Consider the following 21,762-nt stretch of genomic DNA (forward strand, 5'->3'; position numbering starts at 1 on the left):
TTTTCGCGACAATCGACTTAACACTCATAGTAGGCATAATCCAAATGCGAGCATCAAAGCTCAGCCCGAGCGCCAGCGCAAGGTCGCAAATCCGGCTTGCTGAATCAGCGCCGCTGGCGGATGTTTTTGGTCTTGGATCGTTGCGCTTTTGGCCGCTTGCGGCCCTTGCGCGATGTGAGAAGTAGGATCCGGCTTTATGAATCGGCGGGCGGCGGCTTGGATTAGGCCATTGACTGTCTTGAAACGCGCAATCCCCCGCCGCGCTCGTGACTTTTCGGAAAAGCGGATTGTGCGTTTCATTTTGCCGTCGGTAGGCAACAGGACGTAATCGAGTACTGTCTTGTTGTGCTCGGCCAAGCGAATGGCGGCGATCCAGCCGTGAGGAAGGCACGCCTCGCGCTCGATACTACAGTACGGTGCATGCGTTGGCTTTTGGCCAGCGGTCCAACGGGCGGCCCTGACGGAAAGACAGGCCATCCCGTCCACTCGGACGCAATCGCTCCAGCCCCCCGAACTGATCCGCCCGCCCGCCGCCTTAATGGCAGCGGTGGCCTGTTCGACGAGCTTTGACCTGAACTCAGACCAGACAGGCCGCGCGTCGAGAAACTCGTAGTTTCGCTTCGGGGTGTAGCCGAGCAACCGATACAGATTGCGAAAATTGCCAAAGTGGGTTTGGCAGGTCGCGGAGCAGGGCAGCCCCGGCGTTCGATCGATAATGGTCGGTGTCAAGCGGCCTTCTCTAAGAAGTGCTTTGCGCAACCGGGAGAGCATCTCCTCCTCTGACAGATCAACCCGGCGCTCCTCGATAATCTTCCTAACGCTGAAGAAGACCTCGCGATCGATGATGGGCTCGATGCAACCCTCGCTTCTAGTCCATTGTTCGGGCGGGTTCTTCACGGCCGTTTGTCGGAGCTTTTGGGACTTTCGGTTGAAAATGAGATTTCCGATATAGCTGAGAATCAAGGAGATCCTACTAGGCGCATCATCGATTGCTGATATACGTACGCAAATGAAGCAGCCGAACTCGTATTATCCCGAGTTCGCTGGTTTCCCCACACAGCTTCTTCGGGAAAGCAACCTTGCATTCCTGCAGAAGGTCGCAAACTTCAAAACCTTGCTAGGTGGAGCGTCACCACCGCCACGGCCAGAACTCCTGAGAATCTATTCTATAGCAAGCGGCCAACTTCCTGACGCGCTTTCGGATAAGGACCTTCCGTTGTTGCGTGAGTTCGGAAATGTTGTCCTCGCGACGCAGCGCCCCATCCCGTTACCAGGCTATGGCCTCAGTCGATTTGAGCCATCTTGTGGCCCGAGGACGCTTTGGGGACTGTTCTTCACTGGACCTTCTGTCAGCAACATTAGAGCAGGGGCTCCTCCGCCCCCGCCGGCGATTCTTCCCTACCTGTAGCAAGGCAGGGTTATCGTCAGCCGGCCTTGGATTGCAGTTTCTCGGCGCATATACATTGGCCGGAAGCCGGATTCACGGAAGCAGACATTTGGCGCGGTGGCGTCGACAGAGTGGGCGCAGGTGGAGCTTAGTTTTAATTGCGTGTTGTGGCAGACAATAGCTCGAGACCGCGGCTAGCTGCGAACCTGCGCGTTTCAGAGAGATTGTTTCGCGGGGAGGAGCGTGAGGATAGAAAATCGTCCCGCTTACGAGAAATGAGGTTTGACCGGAACGACCCTCGCCATCTGTCGATCGGCGAAGCCTGTCGGGGAAAGTACGCTGCGTGAGCAAAGCACTCGTGTGAGCCGATCCAAAATTGCTTACTGGATTAGTCTTTCAAGGCGAGCCGAGCGCAATTCGGACACTGGTAGACGGAAGTTTGTTGGCCGTCTCGCGGATCAAGAATGACCGATCTCAAATCAGCGGCAATGTGGCAGTCGTCGCACTTGGGACGCAAATCAACAAAGGTCGGGTCAAAGATGATCTGCTGCTCGCGCATGTGATGCGGCCCCCTCAGCAAGGGGATCAGATAGCGAGCTCGACATCAATATCCTGAGTTATGTTGGCGGCGTAGAGGCCGGACGGCCGCATGGTCAAGCGAGCCCCGGCCCTGTCTTTCGGGTCGATTGCGTGTCCGCTATGGGCTGCTCATCGGACGTCCGAAGATGCGACGAGCAAGTCGCGATGGGCCAAAAGGCGACATTCGAAAGGATGAGGGTCTCTAGCTGATGCGGCGTTACGCGTAGAAAGCTACGCCGATCTGACCGTCCTTTCGCCAAACAATATGGCAGGGCCTAGAAGTGCCATCCGAGGCTATCGCGAGCACGAAGCTGTCAGGAAACCAAAACGGGCCCCGCGCTTGGATGCGGGCACCCGTCGCGGAGATATCGCGAACGATGCAATCAACCGAAAGTGAGCCGAATACAATTTGGCCGCCCTTGAGAATGCGACGAAAGTGGTTCGAGAGCCCCTTAGCGAAATTGCCGAACACCAAGTCTATCATGAATGAGAGGAGGTGACCCCCGGAGGTGCAGCTCCTGCCCATTTGATGAGCGGACGTTTTCGCGCAGGTTGCGCCCTTGTGTCCCAACCAAACAATGTCGATCCGACTGCAGTGCCAAAAACGCCCAGCCCAAGGAAGTCCCTTAGTCGCATGTGCCCCCCTCTAAAGCGCCATCGTCTATATCGGGGCTAACTGGGCGGCCACCGTGACGCGGTTCACGGACGAAGACGTTCCGGTCCCACACCATGCGGCGGCTTGCACAGACGCAAGCGACCACATCAAAGGGTCAGAGACATGTTCAAGACCATATCGTTGGCGGTTGCCGTCGCGCTCTCCGCCCTTTCCATTGCGCCAGCAATGGCCTCGCAGCGCCCAGAAAGAGACATGCAGAGCCAGTCACGCCTCGCTTTTCCGCAAGGGGTTGAGCACACGTTATGCGGAGTTGTAGGTCCTTGCATCGAGGTACCAACGCATAGCCATCCAGAAATGATCTGCGATCCCGGACTGTGTAGAACCAAGCCGCCTGTTGAGAAACCGCTGCTCGGGCGTAATGTCATTTCCAAACTGACTTGCGATACCGGGCGTCGGTTATGTCTACCGTCCGCCCGGAGTCTCGCGCGTTACAACTCGCGCTCCATCGCTGGATTGGCTGCGGTTCTTCACCTTGATCCAGAACTTTTGCCGTCCGCCGGGTAAGGCCGATCGCGATGCTTGGGCAGGAGACCTGATTTCAAAATCTGCAAAAACAACCCGATGCAGTAGCCGACACGAGACTCAGGCGACCCTTGCGGCACCAACCGCAACCCGCGCTCTAGTGGAGACACGGTGGGAGGAATTCCGCATAAGCTAGTGTAATGATTCATCGACTGAAGTCATGGAGCGTACTCCGCATTGCGTCCTTGCCATCTGACCGTAGTCGCTACGCAAACGGGCGCTGCCCCCGTTAGCCAGTCAGTTGCTGGCGGAACAGAACGTCCACACCGTAGCTCGTTGAGTTGTAAGTGTCGGTTGGGAAGAGGCTGTTTGATCCATATGCATACACTCCATTGCCTCCGCTCGAAGCCGAGGATGGCGCAGTCAGCGGTCCGTTGCTAACCGCCGAGCTAAACAAGTTGGGATCGGCGGAGTAGTTTCCCGACGTATGATAGGATGCAACATACGTCTGCCCTGGCGTGATCGTCACCGGTGTGGCGAAGTTGACTTGCTGCCAGCCGCTCGCCGTCTCGTTGGTGAAGGTGGCGGTGGCCAGCAGGGTGCCGGTGCTGCTCCAGAGATTGGCAGTGTGAGTGCCGGTGTTCGACGGGCCCTTGTAGAAGCGTAGCCCGGTGACATCGCCGGCGCTCGACGCCCGGAATTTGAACCCAAGCTCCACCGAATTCGGATCATTGGCCGATACCACACTCGGCGTCGGATTATTGCTGAACAGACTTACGATGCTCGCAGATGCTGCGTTGACGTTGAGAGAGGCGGACGCGCTTGCCGTCCCACCTCGACCGTCAGAGATTGAATAAGTGAATGACGCCGGTCCCGTATATCCGGAGTTCGGGGTGAAAGTGACGGTGCTGGTCTGCGCGTTGTAGCTCGCGACGCCGCCGGCGCCGTTGCTGACGCCCGTGATGGTCAGGGCATCGCCGTCTGGATCGGTGTCGTTGGCCAACAATGCCGAAGCCGGGATCGAGATCGCAGTGTTCTGAGTAGCGCTGAACCCGGAGTCATTCGCCGCGACTGGTGGCCGGTTGACACCGCTCGCGGGGCTATACATCACGTCCACCCAGTAGTTGGTGGCCCCGAAGGTGCTGGTTGGGAACAGATTGCCGGTGCCGTAGGTGTAGACGCCATTGTTGCCGGCGGGCGCTGTGAGCGGACCATTGACGCGCGGGGCCGTAAAGTAGTTGCTCGTGGACGTGTAGTGCCCGTTGCTGTGGTAGCTTGCCACATAGGTCGTGCCGGCGGCGATCGAAACCGGATTGTTGAAGATGACGGTCTGCCATCCACTGCTGGTTTCGTTCGTGAACGTCGCGGTCGCGAGCAGCGTGCCCGTGCTGCTCCATAATGACCCCGTATGGGTGCCGGTGTCGCCGGTACCCTTGTAGTACTTGATGCCGCTGATGGTGCCGGCCGCGGATGACGTGAAACGCACCCCGAGATTGACCTGGGCCGCGTCAGGATCCGAGAGAATGGCCGGCGTGTCGGAACTTGAAAACAGGCTCACTGTCGGCGGGGTCACTGTCAAATTAGCCGTTGCAGTTGCGGTGCCGCCGCGACCATCCGAGATGGCATAGCTGAAGGATGCAGCGCCGGTGTAGCCGGTGGTCGGCGTGAAGGTGACGCGATTGGTCTGGGCATTGAAGCTGACGGTACCGTTGACGCCGCCGCTCACGCCCGTGATCGTCAGCGGGTCGCCATTCGGATCGGTGTCGTTCGCAAGCAGGGCCGACGCGGCAATCGTGAGAGCCGTGTCCCGCGTGGTGCTGTAGCCGCTGTCGTTGCTAGCTACCGGCGGCTGGTTGGTTGCGGTATTTACCGTCAGGCCGACCGTGGCAGTTGCGGTTCCGCCCTGTCCGTCGGCAATGGCATAGCTGAAGGATGCCGCACCGGTATAGCCGGTAGTCGGCGTGAAGGTAACTACATTGGTTTGGCTGTTGAAGCTGACGGTGCCGTTGACGGCGCCGCTCACGCCGGTGATTGTGAGACTGCCGCCATTGGGATCGGAGTCGTTGGCGAGCAGCGCGCTGCCCGCAATCGTCAGTGCGGTATTCTGGGTGGTGGTGTAGCCGCTATCGTTGTTGGCAACCGGCGGCTGGTTGCCGCCGCTGGACGGCGCGAACACAACATCGACCCAGTAGTTGGCGGCGTTATAGGAGTTGGTCGGGAAGATGCCGGACGTGCTGGTGCCACCATAGGAATAGACGCCGTTGCCGCCGGCCGTCGTAGTCGAAAGCGCGGTCAATGGGCCGTTGGTGACAGCCGTGGTGAAGTAGTTGCCGGTGGCCACATAGGAGCCGGTGGTGTGATAAGAAGCAACATAGGTCGTGTTGGCGGCGATCGAAACCGGGGACGGCAGGTTAACGGTCTGCCAGCCGCTGACCGACGTATTGGTGAAGTTGGCTGTAGCGAGGCGGGTGCCCGTCGACGTCCAGAGATCAAGGACGTCGGGACCAGTGTCGCCGGGACTGCGGTAGAATTTGAGAGCCGTGATCTGGCCGGCAACGGAGGACGTGAACTTCATCCCGACTTCAAGCTGCGATCCGTCATTGAGGTTGATCTGCGCTGGTGTATTTGACGCGCTGAACAGGCTGACGGGAGCCGCACCGGGCGGTACCACCGTGAGGCTGACATTGGCAGTGGCCGTACCGCCGCGCCCGTCCGAAATCGTGTAGCTGAAGCTGGCCGGACCGGTATAGCCGGCGGCGGGCGTGAATGTGATGTTGTTATTCTGCGGATTGGGTTGCGTGTTGAGGACCACGGTGCCGTTTGTCGCTGCGCTTACTCCGCTTATGGTTAGTGCGTCCCCATTGGGGTCGCTGTCGTTGGCGATCAGCGACGCCGCCGTGATCGTCATGGGCGTATTTTGCGTCACGGTCGGCCCGGTATCGTTCGTAGCCACCGGCGCGGAATTGGTGGTGGAAGGGTTGAACATGACGTCAACCCAGAAATTTGTCGATTGGAACGTGGTGGTCGGGAATGCCCTGTTGCTGCTGTAGGTATAGACGCCGTTACCATTGGCGAGGGCGGTCAGCGGACCGCTGGTCACATTGCTCGTGAAGTAGTTCACGCTGGAGGAGTAGTGGCCTACGTTCGTGTGATAAGACGCGACATAGGTGGTGCCTGCCGTCAGCGGGACCGGGTTGGAGAAGGTCACGCTCTGCCAACCGCTTGTCGTTTCGTTTGTAAACGTGGCGGTTGCCAGCAAGGTGCCGGTGCTGGTCCAGAGTTCACCCGTGTGGGTGCCTGTATCCTGGCTGCTCTTGTAGAAGCGGATTCCGCTTACGGTGCCGGCAGTCGACGTCTGAAACCTCACACCGAGCTCGACGGCGCTGGCATCTATCGTGTTGACTGTGGCGGGGGTCGCCGAGCCAGGAAAGAGCGAGATGAAGGACGGCGCGCTCACGGTCACCGTGCGGCCCGCCGAAGGCGTTTCCAGATTGATGCTGTCGTCCACCGCGCGTGATTTGATCGTGTAGGTCCCGGCAACTTGCGGCGCCCAGGTATAAGTCCATGTCTCATCGCCAATCGCGTTCTGCCAGCTCAGCCCACCATCGGTCGAGACCTCCACGCCAGCGATCACGCCGCCGCCGACATCCGCTGCCGTGCCGGAAATCGTGACCGCACGTCCGGCACTGAAATTCGCCAGGGCGTTGATGGTGGAAGTCGGAGCCGCCGAGTCCGTCGAGCCGGTGCCCGCGATCATCCCCGGTTGGAGCGTTCCCAGTTGAATCCCCATGTCGGCGAGCAGATTGATCATAGCCTGTTGCACGCGCGGATCGGTCGGCGTCGGCGCCAGGTCGTGATTGTCGCTCAGGCCCCATGCCCAGTAGACCGTACCGGCGCCGAAGACTAATGCGCCGCTCGGAGCGCGATAGAGGGTCAGGTTATGGGTTGAAACGCCACTTCCGGTCGTGTTGCCATAGTCAAGCAGATAGGTATTGACCGGAATGGTTGTCGAGGAAAGCCGAACCAGGCCGGCTGGATCGAATCCGTTGTCAGGCGCTTCATCCCACTCATAGCCAAGATAGTTCTTGGTCAGCGTTGCCGTTTGCCCGGGCTGAAGATTGGCAACGCTGGTATTGCGCCAGAAGCGCAGGTTAGCGTCGTCATAGGGAATTGTGATTGACTGGAGGCCGCTGCCTTGGCCGACATCATCGACCTGGAACATCTGTCCGATCAGGGCATTTTCCGGGATTCCCCCGCCGACCGCCGGCGGGCTGAGGCGCGGATCACGGAACGTTCCTGTCCACTGGTCGCTTGGATCAATCGACGCTCCTGGTGAAAAAGTCTCCTTATAGGAGATCAAGGTGCGGTAGGCGGTGGCGTCGCTGCTTATGCTGTTACCCCAGCGCGTGCGCCAATACATCTCGTTGCCGCTCCAGAACGCAAGATTCACGCCGGCATCGCGGGCCGCCTGGACATTGGCGCGTTGCTGCCCTGACCAGTATTCGTCGTGGCCAACGTCGAGGTAGAGCTTGTGATTCAGGAGGAGACTGCCGTAACGATCGGCATCGACTCCCGACATGTAGGAGACGTCGTAACCATTCTGCTCCAGCCAGTAGATCGCAGAATACTCAGCGCCGAACAAATAGTCCTGCGGGCCGGCATAGGTCCCGACGTTGCCGCGGGTGGCGATCGGCCGGTTGTAGCTCACCGCGTAGGCGCGCCCGGCGCCTTGACCGGTCGCGGGACCGTTGCCGCCATAGAAATTTGCACCGCCCCAGCCGTTATAGGCCTGCCAGGTTGTATCCGAGGTCTGGAAGATCACATCGCTGGTGCTGCTGTCGTCTCGAACGATGAAGGGGATGTGATTGGCGCCGGCAGTTCCGTCCTGGCGCACGAGCTTTGCAATATAGACGCCGGACACGGCATCGGCGGGAATATCCCAGGAGGCTGAGACGGACCAATTGCCGGCATCGACCAGGCCGGTCGCCGCGTCGCGCAGCGGCGTAGGCTGGTTCTGCACGCCCGTGTGCTGGATGGTGGCGACCTTTCGCGCTCCCATGCCGCCATAGTAGCCGAGGCGGTAGATGTCGATCCGGTAGTTTGATGAATTCGTATTGATCTTGAAGTCGACCCGGTTACCCCGATTGACGCTGATGTCGGTGGCGAAACCTTCGATATTCGAACTGCCCGCGCCAACGATATCCCATTCGCTTTGTGGGTTTCCCGGCTTCTGGTTCTCGAGAACAATTGGGTTTGTCGAAGTCGCTGCAGCCGCGAGACTGCTGGTGGACTCCGTTGTGGCGGCCTGCCGGCCGGCTGGGGGAGTCTTTGCGGTTGTCACCGAGCCGGACAGAATTCCAATTGGGCTGGTTGCCGTCCCGGTACCGGTCTCTCCTCCACCTGGCAGCGCGTTCCAGTTGATAAGAGGCGTAACCTGCTGCAATGGCATGTCGGCACTGGTGGAGGCTCCCATGATTCCGGTCTGGCCGGTCAGCACGAAGTCCGCTCCACCAGATAAACGAGTACCTTGCAACTGCCCGATGTGGGCTGCACTTTGATCGAGCAATCGTGTTGGAGCAATGAAGTAGCCGCAACCACAAACCTGCGCGGCCGCTGGAATCCCCGACGATCCAACGATACTCGGAGCCAAGGCCGCCGAGGGAATCCGACCAAGAATGACGACCGGATTTGAGGTCGTTTGGTCGGCTGCCGCAGAGGTTGGCGTTCGCCATCCTGCGGTTACCCTCGGCAATTCGGCGCTCGAAGCCAAATTGGATAAAGATAGTGCAGTGGCATCTGAGGCGCGCAGGTCCGTTTCAAGCGGATTGCGCACGGGGTGCGTTGGCAGCAGTTCGTCCTTAGCCTCTGGATCTGACGCCCAAATGCTCCTCCGGTGCAGGGTCCGTGGCCAAGTCCGCAATCCGAAAGCCAACTGGCTCAAGCCAGACTTTTCGTACAAGGACCTCATGACATCCTCGCGAGAGATGGGAGAGTGTGAATGAAAGATTCTGATGCCCGTCACCTAGACGATGACGTGGATGTCGGAGGGACATCTCCAATGTTCGCGAACGAGCCAATCTTGGACTGACAGGCGGGGCTCTGAACCAGTAGGCGAGCGGGAAGCCGCACTGCTCGATCTGCCTTTCGGCTGCGGTTGCACCGTTACTCGTAGCGGCTGCCATGATTGCCCAAAATTCAATTCCGCCGAATTAAAGCGCACGTTTTAACTTATTAAATATTAAATATCAAGATTTTTCATATCACATACTCGCCATCTGGCCGTCTTGATGTAGCTAAAATGCAAAGCGCCCCGGCGCCGCCTAGCTTACGTGATCAGGATGTTGCCAGGGCGGAAAGGGATCGCTGAGATTGCGCCAGCTCTGGGGATCAAACCCATTCTTCGAATTGGCAAGGCAGGCATCCAGCGAGGCTCGGATGTATGCTTCGTCCATGCCTGAACCGATGAACACCAGCTCCTGACGACGGTCGCCCCAAGTGCTGTCCCACTGATCATTGAGGTGTTGTTGGACGTTAGGATGGCTTGGCCACGTCGACTTTGGGACTGTTGCCCACCAGTATCCTATGGGCTCGCACCGACGTTGCATCCCTGCAACCGAGAGGACACCGATCCAATCCGGACGGGTCGCAAGCCAAAAATGTCCTTTGGCGCGCAATACGCCTGGCCAGGGTTTATTGAGAAAGGACAAGAGACTGACGGGATCGAACGGACGTCTTTCCAAGTAGACGAAACTGGATATGCCGTACTCCTCGGTCTCCGGCACATGGCAAGCGGGATTGTACAGCTCCTTGTTCCAGAGAGGATGTGTCGCAGCCTTGGCTTCATTGAAGAGGCCGGTGTTAAGAATTGTGTGGAGAGGAACGTCGCCAAAGTCGGTCTCGATTGTGCGTGCCCGGGGATTGAGCGCGGCAACCACCTTGCGCACGTCCGCTCGCGTCGCCTCGGTCACTTCTGACACCTTGTTGATGACGACCACATCAGCGAATTCGATCTGCTCAACTAGGAGATCGACGACCGTACGAACGTCGGAGGCATCACGTAGCTCGCCGTGGTCGCGCAAAAGATCGCGACTGCTATACTTGGCGAGCAAGTCCGTCGCGTCCACGACGGTCACCATCGTGTCGAGTTTCGCAAGATCGGAGAGCGAGACGCCGGCTTCGTCGCGAAAGGAGAAAGTTGCCGCGACAGGGAGAGGTTCAGAAATACCGGTCCCTTCAATCAGAAGATAGTCAAAGCGCCGCTCCTCGGCCAACCGCCTGACCTCCACCAGGAGATCGTCGCGCAGCGTGCAGCATATGCAACCATTGCTGAGCTCCACGAGTGTTTCGGTGGTATGCGATAGGTTCGCGCCACTGTTGCGAACCAGATCCGCATCTACGTTCAACTGACTCATGTCATTGACGATGACTGCAACTCGGAGGCCCCCGCGATTCCTCAGCACGTGGTTGAGCAATGTCGTCTTCCCCGAACCCAGAAATCCACTGAGCACGGTGACCGGAAGCCGATTGGCGGCGCTTGCTCTCTCTTGCATAAGTCTCCCCGGCCGATGACGTCCCAACTAAACAACGTTGACGGAGGCAAGTTGTGCTGCTGCAGGCGCGCATCGCAACTATTTAGACCTATCTGTCTCTCCCGAGTCTGCCAGTTATTAGTATAATGACAATATTAATAACAGGTCTAACAATTAAATCAGCAAATCGCCGCCGGCAGAAGTTCGTCCGTGTTCCCGACACGGCGCTAGGGCCTGCTTCGGCTAATCGCCTTGTTGATATTGTGCGGTCTGGTTGGGCTATAGCTCCGCACACGCTGAAAAGCGCGGCGCGCTGGTGATCGGTAACTCGGCGCGAAGCTGGCGAACCCCACGAACGATGCCGCATTAGTCGCCGGCATGCAGGAGGGCCGGGTTCGATAATGTTAACATCAAGCTCGAACTCAATGTTTCGGAGATGCGCAGGACGCTGCGCGACTTTGCCAGTAAGGCGCGCGATGCCGAGGTCGCGGTGGTCTATTACGCCGGGCATGGCACCGAACTGGACTGCATCAACTATCTGATCCCGGGCTGTCGGCTGGTAAGGTCCGGCTGTCGGACAGAAGGCACTGTCGTATGGGTACGCGGCGGGAGGGCACAGCGGAAGTGTGTGATTGAGCCGCGCGGCCGCACAGCTCACGTCAACTTCCGCAACGGGTCAAAAGCTGCCCAGGCCGGGGGGGCGCCGAAGGTCCGCTATTGAGGCAGAACCAGTCCCATCCACTCTCTCAGGGAGGCGCTAGCGGACTGCGGCTGCAGGATGGTCACCACTCGGAACGACCCAGTCGATCGCGAGGAGGCAGGCTTCGACTATGACAAACGAGAGTAGGCCCCCAATCCATCCGAAAAAGACGACCGCGAAAGTTGCAATCAAAATCGCGCAGAATACATCGGCCAGCACCTTAGCTGCGCGTTCGCCTTTGTCCTGTTTGGATGTGAAATAGGGGCATGGTCTCCTCCGGGCGCTTCACTGGTCCGGACTTAGCCACACCTGCGAGCGGCCGTCCACTCCCTCAGGGGTACCGCACTTACCGAGCCTCCTATTCCCGCTATGGGTCGCAAGCGGCGGTCCTGGCAAGCGCAGCCGTACGCCCGGTTAAAGGCAATAGCCGACAAGCATCGGAATTGCCGTTCTACGGCGAGGGCGGGCCGCAGGCAGGAAGCCCACCCGTAAATTTCCCAAGTGTCGGATTTTCGCTCCCTGGTTAACTGGTGCGGATCGAGCGCCGCATTATGAAAACACCGAAGCCGAAACAATGGGCCGAGCAGGAGGTCCGACGATTGATCACGCTGGCTCGGCAGGGAGTCGGCGCATCGAGGATAGCCGCCGAACTCGGCCGCCACACCGGATCGGTGAGGCGCATGGCGCGAACGTTGGGACTGCTGTTGAAGAAGTAGCCCCCGAGCAATCTTGAGCGCAGCGCGGCAGACCTGCAGACCAAAGCCCCCGACCTCCCGCTGCGAGCGGGCCTGCAATTCGCGCAGAGCTGGAACTTAGATCGCAACAATATCATTCCGACGACGGTCACAAAGACTCGCCCGTTCACTCCATTCAGGGGCGTGCAACAGCTGAGGTCCGCTATCAGAATGGAGTCGGACGAGCTTGCGCATTCTGGAAGGTTAGGCCAGAGGCGGACAGGCCTTGCCGAGCACTGTCAGTTGAAGCCCTCGAGGTAGGCGCGAACTCCGGACGCGTCGTCCGCCGCAGCGGCGCAGATGCCTATTGCGTGGATTTCGGGAGGTGCGCCAAAGTTCGCGCTAATCCGCATATCCACCATCATCGAGGCAACCGCCTCACGTGCCCGACCAACGTTCAGCAGCGAGAGCGCATGTTCCTTGCTTTGCTCTACGTATTCTTTTCGAGTCATTGCCAACACACTAGTCTTCAGGCCGAAAGTTCGTTCAATTGGGCGTCAGCATCGCATGCTTTCCTTGGAATGACTACCTCGCGTAGGTTGCCGGCCCATTCCATCTCGGCCCGTCAGAGGCGAGTTGCAACAAATCGCCCCCTCAAGGGGAGCGCCCGCCCTCTTCAAGGAAGATTCGAAAAGGCAGCCTGAACGTCCGCTGAGGGTCAGAAGCGTCGGTCTGTCGTTCCACTGCAAACGTCCGCTCTGCACTGTAAAGTGACATCTAGCGGTAGCGCCTCAAGGGAAGCCGCGGCTTACAGTTGCCGCCAAACCCCCAACTTCCGTTGGCAAGACGCTCCCGCCCGTTGATCGGGTTTACCAGAGTGATCGAGGGCGCGCGGCGGTCGCAATCAAGTCCAATTCCGAGCGAATCTCGGTCATCAACCCGAAGTAGCTTTGACCGTTGAAGCGATCCTCACATCTTCACGTCCTCTCCGCCTTGAAATTGGAGTTGCCATGCGCCGTTTGCCCAACGACACGATCACGCTGACACTCCCGCAAGTTAGCTTCGAAACCTTATTCGGCGACCCTGAGTTCCCGGCCAATGCGCATGGCGGCAACGACACACTCAGGGTGAACATCGACGGCTCGCTCAACACCGTCATCATCGACGGCGATGCACAATCCAATGTCAGGCCATGCCAGGGGCGGCAACGACACGGTGATCGGCGACAGCACGGGCTCGGTTCGCAGCGGCTTCACACTCTATAGGGACGCCGAGGGTGCCATGTCTGACCACGTGCAGGGCGGCAACGACATCGTCATCGGCGCGTTCGGCGGCCGATCATTGAACACTCTGGTGGGCGATGGCACAACCATGTCCGGGCACGTCCATGGCGGCAACGACACGCTGATCGCTCTCCAGACCGGCCAGACCGGCTCGGCACTTCTGTACGGCGATGCCTTCGGCATGGCCGATCACGCGCACGGTGGCAATGATAACCTCACCTTCACGATCGGGGACGAAGCCCAGACCGGAGGCGGGAGATTATACGGCGATGGGGGTGGGCTCTCGGGTGATGCACGTGGCGGGAACGATACCCTCACCGTGGTCGATCTCCATGGCAATCTTCACTTGTATTCCTTCCTGCTGATTGGCGATGTCGATTCCATGTTCGGCAATGCGCAGGGGGGTAAGGGATTGTACAAGAAATAGCTCATCTGCCTGCGGGCCTCCGTTTGCGGACGCACAACCGCGCCGGCGTCGGCACCTTCAGCACCCCCGCGGCGATCAGAGCAATTTACGTGATCTGGATGCGCTCGTTTCCAGTAACGCCGTCTGCCGCATGCGCACCAATTTGGCCTGCCGTAGGCCACCGTTCCACCCCTTGTGAGGAACGACAGAACCCACCAAAATCGAGGGATTGCCTATTGGAGATTTCAAATGCCCCTTACTACCGATCCGTCTCGCGATATCGAGTTCCGACTTTTCGAAGGTATCGCGTTTGCGATGTTGGACAGCGAACAGCGCGTCCTTTGCTTCGTCACTTGGGCTGCCTTGCTCGATCGCGCCGCAAAGGATGGGACCCGTCAAACGGACCTCAGAGGCACGTTTGAGCAGACGTGCTTCACGCTGCGGCCTTAAGGCCTCATTCCTTGATTCAGGAATAAATCATGACACGTGGTGCGAGCGGGAGGGAGCAAAATCGCGCCTTTTCACAGCCGGTAGATAATTCGTGGTCGGCTCTCTGACCCGCCGCGACTCAGGCGTGCCCCCCAATCGAAAGATACTACGCTGGTATGGCAAGATAGCCCTCGCAACGCGGGCGAAGGAAAAGGGGCGCCTACGCAAAACCTCGAAGGTGAATGTCGGCCGGGCGATCTACCTTGTCGGGTGACAGCCATCTCCCACGGGTGATGGGATCAATCCATGTCCCGGTTATCTCAAGCTTCGGATTTGTTGGGCGAGGGGCGCGAAGTCCCATTGCGCTGCGCGTTCGACAGTTTGCTAGCCATCGACGAGCGTGCAGTTGGCATTCCGGAGAAACCTGGAAGTCGCGGTTCGTCAGAGCTAGCTTGCTCCATTGCCCGCTCAGGGATAGACCATAGTGCGCGCCCTCCGAGGTGCAACGAGAGGGCCAAAGTTGAGATCGTAAGATCTGAGGGGCAACCCTCTCGACTAATTCCCTGTTGAAGATTTCACCGGATTCCTCCGAGGCGTAATAGTGAGCGCGATAGCCGGACGGTCCATTGAATATCCAATCGTAAAGTGAGGCCGAACAAGGGAAGGCTATCCGCACCCGAATATAACCAGGCTTCTCATCGGCAGCCTCCGCCCAAAGCTTTCCTTTGTTGATGCGCGAGCGCGCCTCGACAGCGATTAGATCAAGCAATCTCTCGCCGTCCGGTGAAGCATCCAGATGCGAACGGCGATCTTGCGGAAGATCGTACATCCAATCTGTTGCTGGAATCCGAACTCTCATGACTTGCCCGGAAGAGCATCGATGGACAGATGCTCCCGGAACCGGAGAGCGGGCGCAAGAGAAAGCTGCTGGGGATTACCGACAGCTTTCGTCTTAGTCGAGATATTTCGCGATCTGCTCCAGCGAAGCGTTATAGCGCTCGCCGAGCACACAGAAATTCTGACCGGAATCGACGAGCATGTATTCGCCGAAATCGTCCGCGTAAACCGATCGGCTCCGGGATTTTCAGATAGTGTACCCCGCCCGGTGAGATCGAGCTCGCAGAGCGCTTTCGTTTCATTGACGGCATGTGAGCGCTCCGGCTTGGTTGAAAAGGAGGCCGGTTGAAACCCCAATCACGCTCGCTTCAACATGGCCCTAGGGCCATACCTTTCCGCGCCACAAGACCGACCTGGTTGGGATTGGCACGCCGGATCAGTTCGCGAATCATATCACGGTCGAATGCGCCGGCAATGCGCGCGGATTTCCCCAATCGGCCAAGCGTTCAGCGGCCAGACCTGAGACCAGCCTGCGCCTACTAGTGCAACACGCGGCCGGCCTCCGCGAGCCGGCCCCTTTCTCTCAGCTCCTCGAGCTCCTCGATCGCCTCCAGCAAACGCACCAGCTCACGGGCAGTATGTGTCAAACGGGGCTTCGATTGCTTTGAAATCCGGACTCGCTGTCCCATCGGTGCACGCCTCTGCGCTGGGGACGTGCAATTCGCAAGGAGTGTGCCATCCCATGAAAGGGGGTGGATTTTTAGCGCGCCGAGGCCGTTGCTTGGGAGATAGCCGTCCAGGATCAGAACCTGCCGGTGGCGCAGCTCGCGACGCCACTGCGGGGGCCTATCGTGACTGTTGTGGGCTGGCCATGCAATGGTCAGCACGACACCAGCTGATCCGAAGGCTCTCTCGTGGACCCTCTGCTCTACTGAAGAACTTCACCAGTCTTCCGCAGGAGGTGGTCGGCCGATCACTGGCGCTAGACCTGCTTCACACCGTGAGGATGTCCCTGACGAAGATCACCAGTACGGGAAGGATAAATGAAGCGCCGGCGCAGGACACACAGAAAGCGCGACTGGCAGGGACCTATGACGCACCGCCGAAGGCTGAAATCCGCAACCAGGCATCAACCGGCACCGCTTTACGATCGGTCATCGCGGATTGGTGACGAGTACCGCGGTATGCATGGGAAAAGAGACCCGCCGGCTCCCACGTCGGCGTTTTTTTATTGGGTTAGCCGTCCTGGCAGCTAATGCCGAGTCTGTCGCAAGTGAGGGCGAATGAATCTTTCGACTTGGAATCTTCAAAGCAAAACCTAGTGCCGATCTCAGCTCGATCGGTCCACCAACTGACGTTAGCAGCTTTCGCGATGCGGGAAGCTTCGCCTCGTAGCAAGTCGAGCTGTTTCCCGGCTGCACGAACAATCAGGTAATTCTCTTTCGGGCATAAATAGGGCCTCCAATAGCAATTTGGACACTGCAAAACTGTCGAGACAAAACCAAAACTTGCGGCGGGATACAAAGCTAGCTGGGGACGGAGCCCCGTCAGCAAAGGCCGCAGCAGGCCGCTTCCTCGATCCAGGGATAGTGCTTGGTTGTCGGTCAGATCCGACGTTTGAAAAGCTCGTTGCTCAAGTGTTGCTTAATATTTTTCCGGCCGACGCTCGCCCTGGGAAGCGAGCTTGAGAATGCGCTCAGCGACCTCTACTGCCGACCGCTTCTGCTGGAGCGCGAATGGCGGGCTCGAAAGAACCTCATCAAGAAACGTCGCAATGCATTTGCATGGTGGCGGCATCGTAGCCGAGCCTCCAAATCAAGAGAAACCAGAAAAACAGCGGTGCCGAGCTCGAATACGCGTCTCGGCAGCGCCTGTTTTCAAACTGAGCACTGAAATCCCGTTGGCGTTTATCAAGCAACGGCCATGCCACAATCATATGACAGGCTGGGCCGACTCCCAACATCCGCTCTTCGACCCGCTGCAGTTGTCCAGCGAACTCAATTCAGGCGAGGCAGGCAACGATCGCAAGCACCACATCGGTGCCGAGCTCGGGTGAATAAATCCAGCAGAACAATCCGGCACCAAGGACGGCCGCAATTCCTTGAAGTGCAATCATCTGAAGTCTCCCCATGAAAAGGTCCAAATGGAAGACTGGCCCCCGTCTGTTTCCGGGATGCTTCGATCGGAGGGGGAAGGTGTTTCGTTCACCAACGTGTTATCGAGCACGGCGGTACCGCTCTGGTCCGCGCCCCCCAGCTCACGTTGGCGGGCTTCTCTCTTGCGGCTCTCCCAGACGACCCGTTTAAATGGGTTCGATAACTGGGAGGATCGCAATGCACAAAATGGTCACGGTGGGAGTTATGACTGCCGCGCTCATCCTTGCGGCCTGTGGCAGAGAGCCTGGACCTAAAGGTGATCCAGGGCCGCAGGGGCCGGCCGGCCCGCAGGGTGCCCAAGGGATTCAGGGGGTACCGGGACCACAGGGCCCAGCGGGTGCGCAAGGACCACAAGGGCCGCAGGGGCCGAAAGGTGAGAAGGGAGACAAGGGCGATCCGGGGACGGTCAATATCCGCTCAGTGCAAGCTGATGGCGCCGTCAATTGCGACAACAGCGAAACGCTAGTGTCGGTGTTCTGTCCAAGCGGGGGCTCAGTCGACGGAGCGAAATGCGGGACGTCGCCGACAGTCGGGCTTTGTTTGAAGAAGTGAGTGCTCGGGCCCGCCGGTTCACGCTGGCGGGCCTGCTCCATTAAGCAAACATTAACCATAAGCGCTCACCTTGCCGGGCAACGGCTAAGGAGCGCTGACATGAAATTGCTCTTTGCCTGCTTTCAAACCGTGCTCGCAATCGTCGTCCTGGTAGACGCAGGAGTGTTGCACCTGCTTGACTGCGGGGAGGGGTGCCTTCGCAGGTTCATGCAGCCTCTGGCTCGGGCGGAGCTTGCTTCTTCATGCTGGAAGCCATTCTCATCCTGCTGGTGATCGGAGCCGTGGCCCTTCTCCTTACGGCCTTTTGGGGCCTGCATAGGCACGTATGAGCGGCACGGCCCCGCCAGGGTGAAACCGGCGGGGCCCGAAGCTTAGGCAGGCCAGATTTGATAGCCCTGCTTATTGAAGGTCTCGGGATCGAAGCCGATCAAGCCTGGCACCGTGACATCCTTCACCTCCTTGATCCGCTCCCAAGAGCCGACCTTGGGCGGCGGCAGGTTGCTTCCGTCAGGTTCTTTTGTAATGGCCGTTTGAGCGCCAGCCTTAAACATATAACCCTTCACGCTTTACTCCTTAAGAAAATGCCCCCGAGGACCTCATATAGGGGCAAATTTCTGCGGACAAAGCTGATGGCGCCGCTGCCCGGTCAGAGCTCTCACGGCGCCGCGCTGATAGAGCGACGAATGCTCAGAGGCGCTTCGGACTCATAAATTGCGGTGGCTTGCCGCTCTCGAAATCCCGCCTAACATCAGATCCCCGACTGCCGCATTCGCCGCAGACGAAGCGCGGCTCGATATCAGACAGGCGAACATCGTCGCGCCAGCGATCTGCGCTCAGAGCGATGTGGTGGCCGCAATGGCAGTAGACCAGGACGCCGCGAAGGCCCATCTGCGCATCTGGCCGAAGGTGATCTTGAGCGGCCGGCCGGCGTGCGTAGGAGTGTGGTGGCGTGCAGGGCGAGGAATGCCCCCCTCAAAGCGGCAATGTAAGTACCTCGCAAATTATCGATCCCTTGGAGCTCATCCGTCGCGCGATCTACCGCGCGTCGTGGGCGTGGAAAACGACCTGCCGTGGTCCGGCCGGTTTAGGCTGGCGGCTCTCTATTGCGGTACTTTCCCGCGACTGCCAGAGTGGTCCGCAGGTTTCGAGACGATTGTCGTACCAATGGCCAGCAGACATCACATGCCAAGCGACAGGACTGAGTAGCCTTTGAAGCAACCGGCGCCCAGAACGGTTCAGGAGGCTCGCGCGAACGCGCGGGCAGCCGAACTAGCCCCTCTTATCGAAGCTCTCCAGAAGTCCGGTGCCACGTCCTTGGGGGCGCTTGCAAAGAAACTCAATGAGACCTGCGTTCCTACGCCAGCCGGGCAAGGCAGATGGTCCGCCACGCAAGTCTGGCGTATCCTCAAGCGCTTGCGTCAGATCTCACATGGCCCTTGAGCAATTGTTGAAATCCGGGCGGCGACGGGACATCAGCCGTGCCGGCCACAAATGCAATCCCCCTCAGGCATGCCTGTTAACGCTATGGCTGCATCGGTAATCGGCGCAATAGACCGCGACGCTTCGCACGGCCATCACGCGCATCTGGCCGAAAGTGATCTTGAGAGGTCGGCCGTCAGCATTTGTGGGTGTGTGGCGTCTGGCGGGGCACACAGAAATCAAAGCAGCACCGCTGCCACTGGCAAGTTACCGAGTCGTATTTCAAAGGGGCCAGGCCGCGCTACGTCTGAACGGCCACCTACCAACCAACGGAGGATTTTCCCGGCCCCCAACTCCACTTTCTAGGCAAGTAGAGATCAAGAGGACCATCCGCAGACGCCGCGGACACCGAGAGGTCAACACTAACTTCTGGTCTTATCGTTTGAGCGTGGACTGGAGCAACCTTCGTGCGTTGTTCGCCCCCGTCAGTGCTCTGAGCGACTTCCGTTGACATGGCTAGGGCCTCCACTGAGCGTAGAAGCCTAGCAACGACGGTTGGCGAATGCTGTAGCGGAAATGTGACAACTTCTGCGGAAGCGCGCCGCCCGGTCCTTTGTTTCACACCCGTAGTATATCGTGAATTGCTGTCTTGATGCCCGCAGGAATTAATGGTCGGGCTATGGTGGCAGGCTTTTTGATTGCTGGCGGCGTTGCCGTGTTGGCTCTGGGCGTCACATTCGCCGCCGTGAAGTATATGGACGGTCGGACGGAGCGAAAGCGCCACTAGAAGGATCGGTACCTATGCGGCGCTACGGGGCTTGAACCACTTCATTGGCAATCCAATGTGGTAACCGCGCAGGCGAAGCTCTTGCTCGGTTCGGTTCAGCGTTTCGGAAATGAACTCGACGGGCGCGCCGAGATGAACAAGCACTCACGCAGCATCTCGTCTTCTTGTCTGGTCCAGGAGGAGCGGGCCTGCTTCATATTGGAGATTGGATGTATGTTGGAAGTAAACGGCTATCGTACCTCTCGTTGCCGAACGCTCGATAAATGCTTTGTGCGCGGCAGCCCGGTCTTTTCGAGATCTCTGAAACGTTGAAATTTTGAGGGGCTGCCCGATCGCCCAGCAGATTGTATGAGGTTCTGGGAACACGAAAGCTTAGCTCATCTGCGAGCTTCGACGTGGGGACTTGTACTTCGCCTAAGCCTCAAAGCAGAAGGCCGGCTCAAAAAGCCGGCCTTTGTTTCTTTAGTGGAGATAATCAGTACCTGGCAGCGACCGGAGCGCCAAAACCACCAAAACGGTAGTTCACCCGAACCAGAGCCAGATCTACATCCTGTCCGATACGAGCGGTGCCGAAAGTAGCCCCAGCTGGCGTGGTGAAAACCGTGTCATGGTCGTCCAGGAAGATATGGTTATACTCGAAACCGACCGACCAGTTCGGAGCGAAGCCAAATTCGACGCCAGCGCCCACGGTGGCACCCCAGCGCGTGTCGCGTGCTGACGCCAGGAGCGTACCGGCACCAATGAAGCCAGGCGGAATATAGGTGTCGTAGCGATTGCCAACCACCGCTGCACCGCCCTTGACGTAGAGCAGGACATTGTTCCAGGCGTAGCCCACTTGGCCGGTAATCAACCCAAACGCATCGATCCGGGTGTGATTGTCGAAACCCGTGGCAAGGCCAATGTTGCTGCCGCTGAAGTCCGCCCAGTTGCCCTGGCCTTCAACGCCGAAGACCCAGTTGGCTGATTGCCAGCGGTATCCGATCTGGCCACCAACCGTTCCGCCGCTGGCGTCATGGCAACCATCGGCCACAGCCGGCACGACCGGAACAACGCCAACCGCCACGATATCGGCGCAAGTACGCGAAGAGCCCCAACCGCCGTTGACGCCGATGTAGAAGCCGCTCCAGTCGTATATAGTGGCCACCATTGGCGGAGCCTTGGTCATCGGACGAGCGGCCAAGTCCGCCGCACTGGCGGGAGCCGCTAGACCAAGTGCCAGAGCACCGGCCGCAGCCGCGAAAAGTTTTCTCATTCGAGTGTCTCCCCAATAATAACGAGTTCAATGAATCAGTGCGTTCGCCCACCTGCCAAACTGAGCGTACTCACCTCAGGCAGAATTGCTGTAGCTCCGGCGCAACACCCGTGCTCTTAAAGAAGCCTAATTCTACAGGTACTTAGGGAACTAAATGCACTCTAGCGTGCACACAACGGCAGGTTTGATACCCGCAGCTCTTAAGGGCGGAACGAGAAAAACGTATCTCGGGCTGGAGTTCACTAGCGGCGCCGGCTTGGACAACGGGTGTTGCTTTCCCATCACATCGCGGCTCGTGATTTAGAAGTTGGAACCGCTGCAGGATCGCGGGAAAGGGCGTCGGGTGAGAAGAGTGCTACCTGCGCGAGGCTTTCTGGCGAGTATGACGTCGGCTGTCGAAGCCGCTGACCAAAGTGTACCGCTTTTCACCAAGGCGCCCAGGGCTGCTAGGCATCAAACCTGGACAGGATTGCATGTAGGCGGGAACGTCGGCGGCGCTTGAGCAAATCGCACTGTGAATCTCGCAGGTGATCCGCTTCCGCTTTCCTCTTCAATCTGGAGTTCCGGTCTTAGCTCCCTTGCAGGGCAGGTTGCTTTCACAGCCTAAGACCTCTCAATGAGTAGTGTTAGCGGA

The 21,762-nt window shown here is 58.7% G+C and carries 9 protein-coding genes and 1 pseudogene; 4 read left to right on the forward strand and 6 right to left on the reverse strand.

Going from position 1 to position 21,762, the window contains the following annotated elements:
- Positions 1-60 precede the first annotated feature (60 nt).
- The 3 genes from I6F12_RS33600 to I6F12_RS33615 form a co-directional block, all read right to left on the reverse strand.
- Complete coding sequence (locus tag I6F12_RS33600; RefSeq protein WP_225158222.1) at positions 61-963, reverse strand: recombinase family protein; 903 nt, start codon at positions 961-963, stop codon at positions 61-63.
- Positions 964-3,393: 2,430 nt separating this feature from the next.
- Positions 3,394-8,601, reverse strand: coding sequence for a DUF4082 domain-containing protein (locus I6F12_RS33610; protein WP_225158223.1), 5,208 nt, complete (start codon positions 8,599-8,601; stop codon positions 3,394-3,396).
- Positions 8,602-9,424: 823 nt separating this feature from the next.
- A complete protein-coding gene (locus I6F12_RS33615; protein WP_225158224.1) occupies positions 9,425-10,654 on the reverse strand; it encodes a GTP-binding protein in 1,230 nt (409 codons plus the stop codon).
- A gap of 213 nt (positions 10,655-10,867) precedes the next feature.
- Between I6F12_RS33615 and I6F12_RS33620 the strand changes: the two are divergent.
- Positions 10,868-11,180, forward strand: a pseudogene (locus I6F12_RS33620) (caspase family protein); the annotation flags it as partial.
- A 1,126-nt stretch (positions 11,181-12,306) separates the two neighbouring features.
- Here the strand turns inward: I6F12_RS33620 and I6F12_RS33625 are convergent.
- Complete coding sequence (locus I6F12_RS33625; RefSeq protein WP_225158225.1) at positions 12,307-12,528, reverse strand: hypothetical protein; 222 nt, start codon at positions 12,526-12,528, stop codon at positions 12,307-12,309.
- 489 nt (positions 12,529-13,017) lie between these two features.
- Here I6F12_RS33625 and I6F12_RS33630 point away from each other — a divergent pair, with 489 nt between their 5' ends.
- The 3 genes from I6F12_RS33630 (at position 13,018) to I6F12_RS33645 (ending at position 17,018) form a co-directional block, all read left to right on the forward strand.
- Positions 13,018-13,272, forward strand: coding sequence for a hypothetical protein (locus tag I6F12_RS33630; protein ID WP_225158226.1), 255 nt, complete (start codon positions 13,018-13,020; stop codon positions 13,270-13,272).
- 16 nt (positions 13,273-13,288) lie between these two features.
- A complete protein-coding gene (locus tag I6F12_RS33635) occupies positions 13,289-13,717 on the forward strand; it encodes a hypothetical protein (protein ID WP_225158227.1) in 429 nt (142 codons plus the stop codon).
- A gap of 2,935 nt (positions 13,718-16,652) precedes the next feature.
- Positions 16,653-17,018 carry a hypothetical protein gene (locus tag I6F12_RS33645; protein ID WP_225158228.1) on the forward strand — a complete coding sequence of 122 codons (366 nt, stop codon included), beginning with the start codon at positions 16,653-16,655 and terminating at the stop codon, positions 17,016-17,018.
- 1,023 nt (positions 17,019-18,041) lie between these two features.
- On the opposite strand, the gene I6F12_RS33650 is transcribed toward I6F12_RS33645, so the two are convergent.
- On the reverse strand, positions 18,042-18,233 hold the full coding sequence (locus I6F12_RS33650; protein ID WP_225158229.1) for a hypothetical protein: 192 nt from the start codon (positions 18,231-18,233) through the stop codon (positions 18,042-18,044).
- Positions 18,234-20,351: 2,118 nt separating this feature from the next.
- Entirely contained in the window at positions 20,352-21,128 is a 777-nt protein-coding gene (locus I6F12_RS33660; RefSeq protein ID WP_109143108.1) for an outer membrane beta-barrel protein, read from the reverse strand.
- Between the last annotated feature and the right edge of the window lie 634 nt (positions 21,129-21,762).

Source organism: Bradyrhizobium sp. IC4059, assembly GCF_020193615.1.
GTDB classification, from domain to species: Bacteria; Pseudomonadota; Alphaproteobacteria; order Rhizobiales; family Xanthobacteraceae; genus Bradyrhizobium; species Bradyrhizobium yuanmingense.

Bases quoted from the DNA above. Each gene is read 5' to 3' on its own strand.
- I6F12_RS33660 (WP_109143108.1), bottom strand. From the start codon at position 21,128: ATGAGAAAACTTTTCGCGGCTGCGGCCGGTGCTCTGGCACTTGGTCTA.
- I6F12_RS33645 (WP_225158228.1), top strand. From the start codon at position 16,653: ATGCGCTCAGCGACCTCTACTGCCGACCGCTTCTGCTGGAGCGCGAAT.
- I6F12_RS33630 (WP_225158226.1), top strand. From the start codon at position 13,018: ATGCGCCGTTTGCCCAACGACACGATCACGCTGACACTCCCGCAAGTT.
- I6F12_RS33635 (WP_225158227.1), top strand. From the start codon at position 13,289: ATGTCTGACCACGTGCAGGGCGGCAACGACATCGTCATCGGCGCGTTC.
- I6F12_RS33615 (WP_225158224.1), bottom strand. From the start codon at position 10,654: ATGCAAGAGAGAGCAAGCGCCGCCAATCGGCTTCCGGTCACCGTGCTC.